Here is a 13,496-nt window from a genome sequence, read left to right as displayed (position 1 = left end):
TCACCGCTTGACGCGTTCCCCCGCGGGGTCGAACGGCGGGCGCCGGTGCACGGCGACCGGCACGAGGGTGCCGCCGACGTTGACCTGCCAGGCGCCGCCGTCGCGGGGCCGCACGTAGGCGAGGGCGACGCACGCGCCCAGGGTCTCGCCCCACGCCGCGGACGTCACCTGCCCCGCGGGCTCGCCGTCGCACAGGACCAGCTCGCCGCCCCACATCATCACGTCCGGATCGCCGGCGACGAGCGACACCAGGCGCTGCCGCGGGCCGTCCGCCCTGGTGCGCTCGACGGCCTCGCGGCCGAGGAACGGGATGTCCGAGCCGAGCTTGCACGCGAACAGCAGGCCGGCCTCGGCGGGGTTCGTGTCCGGGCGCAGGTCGGAGCCCCAGGCGCGGTAGCCCTTCTCCAGCCGCAGCGAGTTGATCGTGTAGTAGCCGGCCTGGGTGGCGCCGGCCCCGACCAGCTGCTCGTAGACGCCGGCGGCGAACTCCGACGGGACGTACAGCTCCCAGCCCAGCTCCCCGACGTAGGTGATCCGGGTCGCGCGCACGGTGGCGTGGCCGAGGTCGATCTCCCGGCTGGTCGCGAACGGGAACGCGGCGCCGGAGAGGTCGGCCCGGGTCAGCGTCCGCAGCAGGGCGCGCGAGTCCGGCCCCATCACGCCGTAGACGGCGTAGGCGGAGGTGACGTCGGCGACGGTGACGTGCCGGTCGCCGATGTGCCGGCGCAGCCAGTCGCGGTCGCGCTGCACGGAGGCGGAGCTGGTGACGAGCAGGTACTCGTCGCGGGCCAGCCGGGTGACGGTGACGTCGGACTCGTAGCCGCCGCGGGCGTTGAGCATCCCGGTGTAGACGGCGCGGCCGGTCGGCACCGCGACGTCGGCGGTGCACAGCCACTGCAGCAGGTCCTCGGCGTCGCGGCCGGCGATGAGCAGCTTGCCGAACGACGTCTGGTCGAACACGGCCACCGACTCGCGGGTGGCCCGCTGCTCGGCGGCCGACCAGTCCAGCCAGTTCGGCTTGCCCCAGGTGTACCGCACCTCGGCGCCCGCGTTCGGCGGCGCGAACACGTTCACCCGCTCCCAGCCCATCTTCGAGCCGAAGACCGCGCCCGCGGCCGCCTGCAGGTGGTAGGCGGGCGAGCGGCGGAAGGGCCGGGCCGAGGTCAGCTCCCGGTTGGGCCACGGCACCTCGTAGTGCAGGCCCAGGATCTCCGCGACCCGGTCGTGCAGCCACTGGTTGTTGCCGTGGAACGGCGCGAACCGGCGGATGTCCACACTGGACAGATCGCTGGTCGGCCCGCCGCTCACGATCCACTCCGCCAGCGCGCGCCCGGCCCCGCCGGCCGAGGCGATGCCGACGGAGTTGAACCCGGCCCCGACGAAGAAGTTCCTGACCTCCGGCGCCTCGCCGAGGATGAACTGGTTGTCGGGCGTGAACGACTCGGGGCCGTTGTAGAACTTCTTGATGCCGGTGTCCAGCAGCGCCGGGATGCGCCGCTGGGCGTTGTCCATGAGGATGCCGAAGTGCTCCCAGTCCTCGTCGAGGAGCTGGAACTCGAAGGGGTACGGCAACCGGTCGGGCGCCACCCAGGGCTTGGCCTCGGGCTCGAACCCGCCGACGACGAGCCCGCCCACCTCCTCCTTGTAGTAGGTGTACCCGTCGGGGTCGCGCAGGATGGGCAGCATCCGGTGCACGCCCTCGATCGCCTCGGTGACGACGTAGAAGTGCTCGGCCGAGTGCAGCGGCACGTTGACCCCGGCGAGCGCGCCGACGGCCTTGGCCCACTGCCCGGCGCAGTTGACGACGACCTCGGCCTCGATGTCGCCGGCGTCGGTGCGCACACCGGTGACGACGCCGTCGCGCACGTCGACGCCGATCACGCGCACGCCCTGCGCGATGGTCGCGCCGCGGTCGCGGGCGCCCTTCGCGAGGGAGTTCGTGACGTCGGTGGGGTTGGCGGTACCGTCACCCGGCAGCCAGATCGCGCCCACCAGGTCCTCGGTGGCGAGGATCGGGTACAGCTCCTTCGCCCGCCGCGGGCTGATCAGCTCGCACTCGAGGTCGTAGGCGGCCGCCGACGCCGCGGTGCGCTCCAGCTGCACCATCCGGTCGGGGGTGCGGGCGACGGTGACGCCGCCGCAGCGCTTGAAGCCGGTGCCGAGCCCGGTCTCCTGCTCCAGCTCGCTGTAGAGCCGGGCGGAGTACTGCACCAGCCGCGTCCCGCTCTCCGTCGAGCGCAGCTGCCCGACGAGCCCGGCCGCGTGCCAGGTCGTGCCGCTGGACAGCCGCCCTTGCTCGACGAGCACCAGGTCGGTCCAGCCGAGCCGGGTCAGGTGGTAGGCGACGCTGGCCCCGACGACACCACCGCCGATGACGACGACGCGGGCGCGGGACGGCAGGGCGCTGCTCATGCCCGCGACGCTAGCAGCGCTCCCCCGGGCTGAAAAGGTCTAGACATTAACCGTCAGGGCGATGCGGACCCGGTCCGGGCGGAACAGGTCGATGGCGTGCTCGACGGCCAGCCCGGCCGCGGTGTGCACGGTCCGCTCGATGCGCATGAGCGGGCTCCGCGCGGCCACTGCGAGCAGCCGCGCCTCCTGCGGCCCGGCGACCACCGGCTCCAGCGACTCGCGCGCGGTGTGCGGGTGCTGCCCGTAGCGGCGGCGCAGCAGCTCGTACAGCGAGCCGGTCAGCCGCTGCTGCAGCAGGTCGGGAAACGGCGGCACCGGGAAGTAGGAGCGCTCGAGCGCGAGCGGCGCCCGCCGGGCCGTTCGGACCCGCACGATCTCGTGCACCGGGGCGTTCGGCCGGACCCCGAGCGCGGCGGCGACGTCGGCACCGGCCGGCACGGTCGCGGCGGAGACCATCCGCGCCCCGGCGCGCACGTTGGCGCGGCGCATCTGCTCGGTGAAGCCGGCGAGCCCGGTGAGGTCGCACTCGATGCGCGGCTCGCTGACGAACGTGCCCCCGGACCGCCCCGCCTTGCGCACGACCGTTCCGAGCGCCTCGAGCGAGGCCAGCGCCTGCCGCAGCGTCATCCGGCTGACCCCGAGGCGGGCCGCGAGGTCCTCCTCCCGCGGCAGCCGGTCCCCGGGCACGAGCTGCCCGCGCCCGATGACGCCGGCGAGCCACTGTTCGATCTGGGCGTGCACCGGCGGGCCGCCCCGGCCCGCCCAGCGGGGCACGGCGGCCAGCCAGTCAGCACCCGGCTCGGCGGCGGTCACGACACGTACAGTAGCCGCGGGTCAGGTCCACCGGTAGCGGGTCTCGGAGGCCTCGGGCCCGGCGGCGAAGGCGAACGCCTTGTCCGGCCGGACCCGGTAGAGCCGCACGGTCCCGGCCCGGACGGCGCCGGCCAGATGGTGCCAGGTTCCGTCCTCGCGGGTGATCTGCCAGCCGTAGGCCTCCTCGAACGCGGTCGCCACGGCCTCGCGGGTGTCCTCGTCGGCGACCGGGCTCGCCGTGCCCTCGATGACGTAGTCCACGCCGGTCAGGGTCCCGGTGCCGGCGCTCAGCACGCAGTGCCGGTCGATGTCGAGGTTGCGGGCCTTCTGCTCGTCGTCGCCGGTGGTGAACCACATCGCGCCGGACGCCCAGATCGCCAGGACCGGCGTCACGTGGGGCCGGCCGTCGGGGCGCACGGTGCACAGCTGGAACTTCTGGATCCGCCGCAGCGCCCACTCCGTCGCCTCCCACGGCGCCGGGGCGGCGCCGGCCGACGAGTACGGGCCGAGGCTGGTCCGCGGCGGTGCCGGGTCGCCGGTCATGGTCGCTCCTCGTCTCGGGCGAGATGGTCGGCCAGGATCGCGGTGACCGACAGGGCGGTGTCGAAGTCCGGGCGGAGCCGGGTCTTCGTCAGCGCGAAGGCTACGCCCCGCGCGGGGTCCGCGTAGGCGTAACTGCCGCCGCCGCCCGGCCAGCCGAAGGCCGCCGAGCGCTCCTCGGCCGGGGCGCCGATCCGGCCGAGCGGGAAGCCCAGCGCCATCCGCGCCGGCGTGCCGAACACCCGGTCGGTCCCCTCGAACGCGAGCGCGGACAGCTGCGCCAGTTGCGCGGAGCCCACGAGCCGGGCCCGCAGGAGCGCGTCGAACATGGCGGCCAGACCGTGCGCGGTCGCGGAACCGACCGACGGGATGTCCGCGCGCAGGATCTCCTCGTCGTTGCCGAGCTCGGCGCCGGGCCGGCGCTCCCACGGCGCGAGGATCGCATCGTCGTCCGCCGGGCCGCCGGGCCGGTCCCGCGCCGGCTGCTCCAGGCGCGCGAAGCCCGGCAGCGCCTCCGCGGGAGCGCCGAAGTACAGCTGCCCGTCGATGCCGAGCGGCGCCGTGACCCACTCGCGCAGCAGCTCGCGCATGGGCCGCCCGGTCGCGCGGCGGGCCAGTTCGCCGAGGAGGAAGCCGAAGGTGTAGGCGTGGTAGCCGACCGCGGTGCCCGGCGGCCAGCGCGGCTCGGCGCCGGCCAGCGCGGCACACACCCTGGACCGGTCGGGCAGGTCGGCCGGGGTGATCTCGCGCGGCATCGCCGGAAGGCCGGCCGTGTGCGTCAGCACGTGCCGCAGGGTCGTCGCGGCCTTGCCGTGCTCGCCGAACTCGGGCCAGAGGTCCGCGACCCGGGTGTCGTAGCCGAGGTACCCGCGCGCGACGAGCGCGTGCGCGATCGTGGTCGCCATGTTCTTGCCGGTGGAGAAGCTGAAGACGGGTGTGCCGGAGGTGAGGGCCCGCCCGGTGGCCGGGTCGGCCGAGCCGGCCACCGCGTCGACGACGAGCGCGCCGTCGCGGTAGACGGCGACCTGCACGCCGGTCTCCGCGCCGGTGCGGACCAGCGAGTCGATGTGCCGCTGCACCCGTTGCTGGATCTCGCCCCTCGGCACGGCCCCTCCCGCTGATTGCAGTTTGCAACCGCTAGTGAGCCTAAGGCGAGTGGTGGCGATTCGCAATCACTGCCCGGCAGCGCTCAGACGTGTTGGCGGACCGGGTGCGGAGGTCGCTGCTGCCGTTGCGCAGGCGCCGGTAGCCACCGGCCGCGGCCCGGCCTCGCGGCGCGGGGCAGCGCCGCGCCGGCGTCGTGCCCCAGCCGATCGACACGGGTCGTTGTCGGGCCGTGGCCGCTCCGCGTCGCCGCGCCCGGGCGGGCCGCCGCGCCCGCGCGACTGCCGGGGATTGCATTTTCACCGCGCGGGTACACCGGAAAGTATGCCGTCGATCGTGCAGCGCGTGATGCGCTTCCTCAACAGCCCCAACGGTCGCCACGTGGTCGAGCTGGGGCGGCGGGAGCTGGCCAAGCCGGCCAACCAGGAGAAGCTGCGGCGGCTGGCGACCCGCGCCCTGAACCGCCGCCCCGGCCACCGCTGAGCCAGGGCCCGGCTACACCGGGCCCTGGCCGGGGTCCCCCACCGGCGACGACGCCGGCTTCGCCAACGCCTCCACCGTACGAGTGCGCGCCCGTCGTGATCGCCCAGGCGTTGACGGCGATCGCGCGGCCCCGATCCACTTCGGCACCTGCGTGTTGGCGTGCAGGCCGTTGAGCTGGTCGGTGTTGGACGCGAGCGGGTTGAACACCGCGGCGTGGTCGAAGCGCTGGGCGCCGGCGAGCCAGCGGGCGTCGCCGGTCTGCTGCGGAACGCCGGCCAGTTTCAGCGATGCGTGCCGATGTGTCAAGGCGTGCGCGTCAGAGGTCCCCGAGGGCGGTCAGGGGCGACTCGACGCAGTCGGCGACGTAGCGCAGGAAGCCGCCCGCCGCCCCGCCGTCGCACACGCGGTGGTCGAAGGCGAGCGTCAGCTGGCTCACCTTGCGCACGGTGAGCTGCCCGTCGACGACCCACGGGCGGTCGATGATCCGGCCGATGCCGAGGATCGCGACCTCGGGATGGTTGATGATCGCGGCCGAGCCGTCGACGCCGAAGACGCCGTAGTTGTTCACCGTGAACGTTCCACCGGTCAGGTCGGCCGGGGCCAGGGTGCCCTCGCGCGCGGCCCGGGTGCGCCCGGCCATCGCCGCCGACAGGGCGCGGGTCGCCAGCCGGTGCGCGTCGCGGACGACCGGCACGACGAGGCCCCGCTCGGTCTGCGCGGCGAATCCCAGGTGTACGTGCTGCGGTATGACGATCTCGTCCCGCTCGACGCGGGCGTTGAGCTCGGGATGGCGCTGCAGGCCCAGCAGCGCGAAGCGGGACAGCAGCCCGAGCAGGCTGACCGGCCGCTCCGGGTCGCGCGCGTTGAGCACGGCCCGGGCCGCGAGGAACTCGGTCGCGTCGACGTCGACCCACACGGTCGCCTCGGGGATCTCCCGCCGCGACCGGCTGAGCTTCTCGGCCGCGGTCTTTCGCAGGGCCACCCGCCGCTCACCGGCGGCGACCGGCCGGGCGAGCGCCTGCTCGACGTCGGCTCGGCGGATCAGACCCTCGGGGCCGGTGCCGGCCACGGTGTTCAGGTCCAGGCCGCCGTCGCGGGCGAGCCGGCGCACGAGCGGCGAGATGACCCGCACGGGACCCCGGCGCGGCACCGCGGCCGCGGCGCGCCGGCTCCCGCGCCGGCGCCGGGTCTCGGTGGTGGTGCCGTAGCCGATGAGCACGTTGCCGCTCACCACGCCCGGCTCCTGCAACCCCTCCACCGGCGTGACCGTGATCAGCGGTGCGCCGACGCGGACCATCGTGCCGGGGGCGGCGTGCAGGGCGGTGACGGTACCGGCGAAGGGGACCGGCACCTCGACCGACGCCTTGGCCGTCTCGACCTCGACGACGGGCTGGTCGACGCGCACGGTGTCGCCGACGCGCACCATCCAGGACAGCACCTCGGCCTCGGTCAGGCCCTCGCCCAGGTCGGGCAGGCGGAAGTCAGGCATGGTCGTCCCACTGCAGCTTGGCGACGGCGTCGAGGACGCGGTCGGCGTTGGGCAGGTGATGGTGCTCGAGGTGCGGCGGCGGATAGGGGATGTCGAGGCCGGTCACGCGCAGGATCGGGGCCTCGAGGTGGTGGAAGCACTGCTCCTGCAGGCGGGCGACGACCTCGGCGCCGTACCCGCCGAACCGCGCGGCCTCGTGCACCACGACGGCGCGGCCGGTCCGGCGCACGGAGGCGGTGACGGTGGCGTCGTCGAACGGCGAGAGGCTGCGCAGGTCGATCACCTCGAGGTCCCAGCCCTCCTCGACGGCCGCCTCGGCCGCCTCGAGCGCGGTGGCGACCGTGCCGCCGTAGGCGATGACGGTGACGTCGCGGCCGGGGCGGCGCACGAGCGCCCGGTCGATCCCGGGGCCCTCGGGCGTGAGGGGCTCGGTCTCCTTGGACCAGTACCGCCGCTTGGGCTCCAGGAAGACGACCGGGTCGGGGCAGGCGATCGCCTGGCGCAGGAGCCGGTACGCGTCCGACGCCGTGCCGGGCGTGACGACCCGCAGCCCGGGGGTGTGCGTGTAGTACGCCTCGGACGAGTCGCAGTGGTGCTCGACGCCGCCGATCCCGCCGCCGTACGGCACCCGGATGACGATCGGCAGCTCCACCTTGCCGCGGGTCCGGTTGCGCAGCTTCGCGAGGTGGCTGGTGATCTGCTCGAAGGCCGGGTACGCGAACGCGTCGAACTGCATCTCCACGACGGGGACCATCCCGTTCATGGCCATGCCGATCGCGGTGCCGACGATCCCGGACTCGGCCAGCGGGGTGTCGAAGACGCGGCCGTCGCCGAACTTGGCCGCGAGCCCGTCGGTGACCCGGAAGACGCCGCCGAGGGTGCCGACGTCCTCGCCGAACACGAGCACCCGGGGGTCGTCGGCGAGCGCGTCGGCCAGGGCGGCGTTGATCGCCCCGGCCAGGCTGACCTCCGTCGGCCGCTCCACCATGCTGGTCATCCCGCCTCCCGCGCGATCTCGGCCAGCAGCTCGTCCCGCTGCGCGATCAGCGCGGGGGTCGGCTGCGCGTACACGTGCTCGAACAGCTCGGCGGGGTCGAGCACCGCGTCGGCGTTCATCTGCTCGCGGACCGTCGCCGCGAACCGCTCGGCCTGCTCGGCGAAGTCGGACGCGACGGCGTCGTCGAGGATGCCGGCGGCGCGCAGGTACGCGTCGAGGCGGCTCAGCGGGTCCCGCCGCAGCCACGCCTGGACCTCCTCGGCCTCCCGGTAGCGGGTCGCGTCGTCGGCGTTGGTGTGGGCCTCGATGCGGTACGTCAGGGCCTCGATCAGCGTCGGGCCCTCCCCCGCGGCGGCGTGCGCGATCGCCTCGGTGACCACCGCGTGCACGGCGGCCGCGTCGTTGCCGTCGACCAGGCGGGAGCGCATGCCGTAGCCGACGCCCTTGTACGCCAGCCGGGGCGCGGCGGTCTGCTTCTCCAGCGGCACGCTGATCGCGTAGCCGTTGTTCTGCACCAGGAACACCACGGGCGCCTTCCACACCGCGGCGAAGTTCAGCGCCTCGTGCGTGTCGCCCTCGCTGGTCGCGCCGTCGCCGAGCAGCACCACGGCGACCTGGTCCTCGCCCTTGAGCCGCGCGGCGTGCCCGAGCCCGACCGCGTGCAGGGTGTTGGTGGCCAGCGGGGTGCACTGCGGGGCGACGCGGTGCTCGTGCGGGTCGTAGCCGCAGTGCCAGTCGCCGCGCAGGAGGGACAGCACCTCGGCCGGCGGGACGGCGCGCGACACGATCGCCACGGAGTCGCGGTAGGTCGGGAAGAGCCAGTCCTGCTCGCGCAGCGCGAGGACGGCGCCGATCTGGCAGGCCTCCTGCCCGTGCGAGGACGGGTACACCGCGAGGCGGCCCTGCTTGGTGAGCGCGGTCGCCTGGGCGTCGAAGCGGCGGCCGATCGTCATCCGGCGGTACAGCTCCAGCAGGACGGCCGCATCGGGCATGGCGAGTTCGCCTGGGCGTGCTTGGCCCTCGGCGTCGATCAGGCCGAGCGGGGTGGTGCTCGGCAGCAGCGCCTCGATGGTGGTCACCGTCCAGATTTTCGGCCCCCGCCCGGCCATCGGTCCAGCCCAGGACTACATTCGGAGACGAATGGCTCGCTGGTACGGTCTTCCGGCTCCAACAGTTCGATCCGGCGGCCCGGCGACGGCGTGTGAGGAGACGGATGGCCGAGCTCGACGACGTTGACCGCCGGATCGTCCAGGCGCTGCGGGCCGACGGCCGGGCGTCGATGCGCGCCCTGGCCGAGGCGCTGCACATCTCGCGCGCGAACGTCTACGCGCGCGTCCAGCGCCTCGAGGCCGACGGCGTGATCACGGGCTACACGGCGACGATCGATCCGCAGCGGTACGGCCTGGGCGTGGCCGCCTACGTCTACGTGAACATCTCGCAGCACTCGTGGAAGGCCGTACGGTCGCGGATCCTGGCGCTGCCGGAGGTCGACCACGCCGCCCTCGTCTCCGGCTCGCACGACCTGGTGCTGCTCGTGCGCACCCGCGACACGACGTCCCTGCGCGAGCTGGTGCTGACCCAGCTGCAGGGCATGCCGGAGATCACCTCGACCGAGACGGTGCTCATCTTCGACGAGCTGCGCAGCCCGTAGGCTTTCGCCATGACAACGCTGGAGGAGTTCGCCGCGCTGGCCGCGCGGGAGCACGGCCTCGTGGTCGTCTCGACGGTGCGGGCCGACGGCACGGTGCAGGCGTCGGTGGTGAACGCGGGCGCGATGCCGCACCCGCTGACCGGGGCGCCGGCGCTCGCCTTCGTGACGTACGGGAAGGTGAAGCTGGCCAACCTGCGCGCCCGCCCCCGCGTGACCCTCACGGCCCGGGCCGGCTGGGAGTGGGCCTCGGCCGAGGGCACGGCGACGCTGATCGGCCCGGACGACCCCGCGCCGGGCGTCGACCCGGACCGGCTGCGCCTACTGCTGCGCGAGGTCTTCACCGCCGCGGGCGGGGATCACGACGACTGGGACGAGTACGACCGGGTGATGGCCGAGCAGCGCCGCACGGCCGTGCTCATCGACCCGTCCCGCATCTACAGCAACGCCTGAGCCTCAGGCCTCCACGTCGGCCGGCACCCCGAGCTGGAGCCATCGCACCGGGCCGGTGAGCACCCGCTCGGCGGCGGCCCGCCCCTCCCGGAAGTGCTGCCAGCCCTCGTAGTGCACCGGGATGACGGTCGCGGGGCGCAGAGCCGCGCAGAGCTCGACGGCGTCGCGGGCGGTCATGGTGTACCGCAGCGGGCCGCTGATCGGGAACCGGACGCCGCCCAGATGCACCAGGGCCGTGCCGACGCTCAGGCGCTCGGGGATCTCACGAAGGCCGCGACGTCCACCGGGCAGCGTGCGTCCGATGCGGACGCCGGGGCGGCGGGCTGCCGAACCAGCACGCATTTGCCGGGATTTGCTATCTTCGATGTCACGGTGGTTCGTTGATCGTTCTAGTGGCGCGGGGCGTACATGATCACGGCCACGCCGAGCAGGCAGATCGCCGCGCCGATGACGTCGTAGCGGTCGGGGCGGAACCTGTCGACGACCATCGCCCAGGCCAAGGATCCGGCCACGAAGACCCCGCCGTACGCGGCCAGGATGCGGCCGAAGTTCGCGTCCGGCTGCAGGGTGGCCACGAAGCCGTAGGCGCCCAGGGCGGCGACCCCCGCGCCGATCCACAGCAGGCCCCGGTGCTCGCGTACGCCCTGCCAGATCAGCCAGGCGCCGCCGATCTCGGCGACGGCGGCCAGCACGAACAGGGCGATGGAGCGCACGATCGTCATGGGGACCATCGGATCATGGCGGGGGCGGCCCCGGCGAAACCGGGGCCGCCCCCGCCTGGCAACACTCAGCCGAACAGCAGCAGCTGCCACAGGTCGTAGGAGCGGATGCCGCGGCCGTGGGTGGCGGCGTAGAGGCGCAGGCCGTAGAGGCCGGTGCGCAGCTCCATCGTGGTGGTCGTCGGCAGGTTGCGGCCGAGGACCTTCCAGCCCGTCTGGCCCGGTGCGCGGTACAGCACCCCGAGGTCCGTGCCGACGACCAGGCCGCCGCCCCACAGGACCTTCAGCGCGTTGGCCGGGATGTCCGGCAGGTTCGCGGAGATGTCGGTCCAGTGGGCGCCCGCGTCGCGCGACTCGAAGACGTGCCCGACGCCGGCGCCGGGGCCCTCGGTCCACTTGCGGGAGTAGCCGTTCATCGCGACGTACACGTGGTTCGGGTTCGCCGGGTCGACGTCGAAGCCGGAGACGTACCGATTCGGAATCACCCCGTCGACCGGGAGGCTCAACTGGTGCCAGCCCGTCCCGTCCGCCTTGCCGACCGCGATGCCGCGGGTGAAGCCCTGGTTGTTGCACGGGCCGCACCAGCCGACGTAGACCGTGCCGCCGGAGATGGACACGCCGGTCGCGACGTGGCCCGCGCCCAGGTCGAACACGTTGACCCAGTCCGCGCCGGACTGGATCGCGAAGCCCTTGTGCTGGATCCACACGTGGGTGCCGCCGGCCACCCAGTCATTGACGTTCCTCGGGTCGGCCGCGATCGGGGCGATGAACCGCGCGCCGGCCGAACCGAGCTCGTTGTCGGGCGGGGCGACGTTGCGGCTGGAGACCTTGCTCGGGTCGGTCGTCCAGGAGCCGTCGTTGACCGCGCAGTTGTTCGTGACGGACAGGGCGAGGTACACGTACTCCGCCGCGATGTTGCAGCCGTTGTCCGGGTCGACGATGGTGTCGCCGCCGTCGCCGCCGAAGTTCGAGCCCATCACCCTGTCGCCCGGGCGCAGGATCGACTCGCCGTTGTCCTGCAGGCCGCCGCTGATCGCCACGCCCGCGTTGCGCCCCTGCCGGTCGGCGCCGACGCCCACGGAGTAGTACTGCAGGACGTCCATGCTGCCGTCGTTGAGCGACACCCAGTCGGTCGCGTGCCCCGACGCGTCCGCCTTGCCGTTCGCCGGCCGGCGGTAGATGCCGCCGTCGTCGCCGACGACGAGGTACGGCTTCCCGCCGTTGCTGCCGATCGCGGCCGCGTGCTGGTCGGCGTGCACGGTCTGGTGGCAGTCGCCGGTCTGCTTCGACGGGTCGATGCTCCAGCACGGGAAGTTGAAGTTCCAGTACGGCCCCGGGGTCGTCCACGTCGCGCCCGCGTCCTTGGACTCGAAGACCTCCTCCAGCCCGACGTACAGGTGCCGCGGGTCGGCCGGGTCGACCTGGACGAACTGGTTGTACCAGGCCTGGATGCCCGGCATGTAGCCCGGCGCGGTGTTCGCGGAGCCCGACGCGGCCAGCTTGTGGTAGTCCGCGATCCGGGTCCACGGGCCGAGCGGGTTGCCGTTGTTCGAGACGAAGACGCCGAAGAGGTTGCTGTCGCCGTTCGTGGCGAGCATCTCCGGGGACTGCTCGATCGCGTAGTACTTGCTGCCGTCGGCGGAGCGGCCGAACGTCACGGCGCCGAGGTTGTCCGGGTCGCTCGCGATGTCCCCGGCGAGCGTGGTCTTCTGCCAGGTGCCGCCGCTCTTGACGTAGAAGCCGTTGTAGTCGTCGCCGCTGCGCCAGCCGATCGCGAGCACGACCTTCGACGGGTCGCGCGGGTCGATCGCGATGTCGTTGGCGATGTTCTTGTACGGCGCGTCCTCGTCGGCCGCGTCGGCGCCGCCGGGCAGGAACGACGGGTTCGGCGCGTACTCGAGGTGCCAGGGGCCCGCGAGGTTCGTCGTGGAGTGGGTCCACACGCCGCGGCTCGTGGCCGCCCACACGGTGTCGCCGCCGAAGCGCAGCGCCCGGATCGTCGTGTTCTCCAGTTCGGTACCGCCGACACGGTCGCTCGCCCGGAACTCGCCGTGGCGCGGGTCGGCCAGGACGTACACGCCGGTGCCGACGAAGCTCGTCGCGCTCGTGTTCGCCTCGCCGGTCGCGAACCACAGCCGGCCGCGCCCGTCGAGGCGCAGGTCGCCGGTTGCCGGGGCCGGGAGCTTGTCGGAGATCGGCTGCCACTTGCCGCCGCCGGTGGAGGAGCGCCAGACGCCGCCGTTGGCCGAGCCGGCGTACACGTAGCCGTGGTCGTCCGCCGCCATGCCGACCACGCGGCCCGTCACGTTGCCGGCGCCGCCCGACGAGTTCGAGTTGATGTCGCGGTACCGCGGGTCGTCGGAGTTGTACGGCAGGCCGGTCTCGTCCGTCCAGTTCCCGCCGGTGCGGGGCAGGGCCTGCAGCTGCGCCCAGGCGGCCGAGTACGCGCCCGGGGCCACGACGCCGGGCGCGCTGCGGGCCTCGTTCCACTGGTCGGCCTGCTCCATGATGTCGCTGGAGCCCTCTTCGTCGTCATCGCCCGGCGCGGCGGCGAAGCTGTGGATGTTGCCGTTGCGGTGGGCGGTGCTCGCCAGGTCGTTGAACCTGGCGGGACGGGGCGTGCCGGGGGCGGCGGTGGCCGGCGCTCCGGCGATGGTGAGCGCTAATGCGGAGAGTCCCGCGGTGATGAGCAGACGTCGATGCCGAAGTCGCGGCAAGGCCGGCTCCCTCCAGAACCGTGCGCCGGTCGTCGGTGGCCGGCGCATTCACGCCTGATTGACTCATTCACCGCGATAAACATCAAGTCTTCTTGATCTTACATTGCGTAGGAGGCAGCAA

14 protein-coding genes are annotated in these 13,496 nt (G+C 73.5%); 3 read left to right on the top strand and 11 right to left on the bottom strand.

The window, feature by feature from the left end; all coding sequences use genetic code 11:
• The 4 genes from ACQP1P_RS22490 to ACQP1P_RS22475 are packed head-to-tail and all read right to left on the bottom strand — an operon-like array spanning position 1 to position 4,871.
• Positions 1-2,412: a GcvT family protein gene (locus ACQP1P_RS22490; protein ID WP_433089116.1), complete on the bottom strand. Its 2,412-nt coding sequence runs from the start codon at positions 2,410-2,412 to the stop codon at positions 1-3.
• Positions 2,413-2,451: 39 nt separating this feature from the next.
• Entirely contained in the window at positions 2,452-3,225 is a 774-nt protein-coding gene (locus tag ACQP1P_RS22485) for a GntR family transcriptional regulator (protein ID WP_433089115.1), read from the bottom strand.
• Positions 3,226-3,246: 21 nt separating this feature from the next.
• The gene (locus tag ACQP1P_RS22480; RefSeq protein ID WP_433089113.1) at positions 3,247-3,768 is read right to left on the bottom strand and encodes a pyridoxamine 5'-phosphate oxidase family protein; all 522 of its coding nucleotides are present in this window, start codon (positions 3,766-3,768) and stop codon (positions 3,247-3,249) included.
• Positions 3,765-4,871, bottom strand: coding sequence for a serine hydrolase domain-containing protein (locus ACQP1P_RS22475; RefSeq protein WP_433089111.1), 1,107 nt, complete (start codon positions 4,869-4,871; stop codon positions 3,765-3,767). Before ACQP1P_RS22475 ends, ACQP1P_RS22480 begins: the two co-directional genes overlap by 4 nt.
• Positions 4,872-5,193: 322 nt before the next feature.
• On the opposite strand from ACQP1P_RS22475, the gene ACQP1P_RS22470 reads away from it, so the two are divergent.
• Entirely contained in the window at positions 5,194-5,352 is a 159-nt protein-coding gene (locus ACQP1P_RS22470; RefSeq protein ID WP_433089109.1) for a hypothetical protein, read from the top strand.
• A 12-nt stretch (positions 5,353-5,364) separates the two neighbouring features.
• On the opposite strand, the gene ACQP1P_RS22465 is transcribed toward ACQP1P_RS22470, so the two are convergent.
• The 4 genes from ACQP1P_RS22465 to pdhA are packed head-to-tail and all read right to left on the bottom strand — an operon-like array spanning position 5,365 to position 8,917.
• The gene (locus ACQP1P_RS22465; protein ID WP_433089108.1) at positions 5,365-5,658 is read right to left on the bottom strand and encodes a beta-L-arabinofuranosidase domain-containing protein; all 294 of its coding nucleotides are present in this window, start codon (positions 5,656-5,658) and stop codon (positions 5,365-5,367) included.
• Between the two features lie 10 nt (positions 5,659-5,668).
• Positions 5,669-6,841, bottom strand: a complete 1,173-nt coding sequence (locus ACQP1P_RS22460; protein ID WP_433089106.1) for a dihydrolipoamide acetyltransferase family protein — start codon at positions 6,839-6,841, stop codon at positions 5,669-5,671.
• Entirely contained in the window at positions 6,834-7,829 is a 996-nt protein-coding gene (locus ACQP1P_RS22455; protein WP_433090081.1) for an alpha-ketoacid dehydrogenase subunit beta, read from the bottom strand. The genes ACQP1P_RS22460 and ACQP1P_RS22455 overlap by 8 nt, the downstream gene beginning before the upstream one ends.
• Before the next feature lie 5 nt (positions 7,830-7,834).
• Positions 7,835-8,917: a pyruvate dehydrogenase (acetyl-transferring) E1 component subunit alpha gene (gene pdhA / locus ACQP1P_RS22450; RefSeq protein ID WP_433089105.1), complete on the bottom strand. Its 1,083-nt coding sequence runs from the start codon at positions 8,915-8,917 to the stop codon at positions 7,835-7,837.
• Positions 8,918-9,051: 134 nt separating this feature from the next.
• On the opposite strand from pdhA, the gene ACQP1P_RS22445 reads away from it, so the two are divergent.
• Positions 9,052-9,489 (top strand): Lrp/AsnC family transcriptional regulator, encoded by a 438-nt coding sequence (locus tag ACQP1P_RS22445; RefSeq protein ID WP_433089103.1) that lies wholly within the window; start codon positions 9,052-9,054, stop codon positions 9,487-9,489.
• 9 nt (positions 9,490-9,498) lie between these two features.
• Positions 9,499-9,939: a TIGR03618 family F420-dependent PPOX class oxidoreductase gene (locus ACQP1P_RS22440; RefSeq protein WP_433089101.1), complete on the top strand. Its 441-nt coding sequence runs from the start codon at positions 9,499-9,501 to the stop codon at positions 9,937-9,939.
• 3 nt (positions 9,940-9,942) lie between these two features.
• On the opposite strand, the gene ACQP1P_RS22435 is transcribed toward ACQP1P_RS22440, so the two are convergent.
• The 3 genes from ACQP1P_RS22435 to ACQP1P_RS22425 all read right to left on the bottom strand — a co-directional run bounded on the left by ACQP1P_RS22435 (position 9,943) and on the right by ACQP1P_RS22425 (position 13,375).
• Positions 9,943-10,281, bottom strand: a complete 339-nt coding sequence (locus ACQP1P_RS22435) for an MBL fold metallo-hydrolase (RefSeq protein WP_433089099.1) — start codon at positions 10,279-10,281, stop codon at positions 9,943-9,945.
• 47 nt (positions 10,282-10,328) lie between these two features.
• Positions 10,329-10,661, bottom strand: a complete 333-nt coding sequence (locus ACQP1P_RS22430; RefSeq protein ID WP_433089097.1) for a YnfA family protein — start codon at positions 10,659-10,661, stop codon at positions 10,329-10,331.
• Positions 10,662-10,726: 65 nt separating this feature from the next.
• A complete protein-coding gene (locus tag ACQP1P_RS22425; RefSeq protein WP_433089095.1) occupies positions 10,727-13,375 on the bottom strand; it encodes a glycosyl hydrolase in 2,649 nt (882 codons plus the stop codon).
• Positions 13,376-13,496: the final 121 nt, after the last annotated feature.

It is taken from the genome of Dactylosporangium sp. CA-052675, from assembly GCF_050947935.1.
Lineage (GTDB): Bacteria > Actinomycetota > Actinomycetes > Mycobacteriales > Micromonosporaceae > Dactylosporangium.
This window is presented reverse-complemented; position numbering and strand designations above follow the sequence as displayed.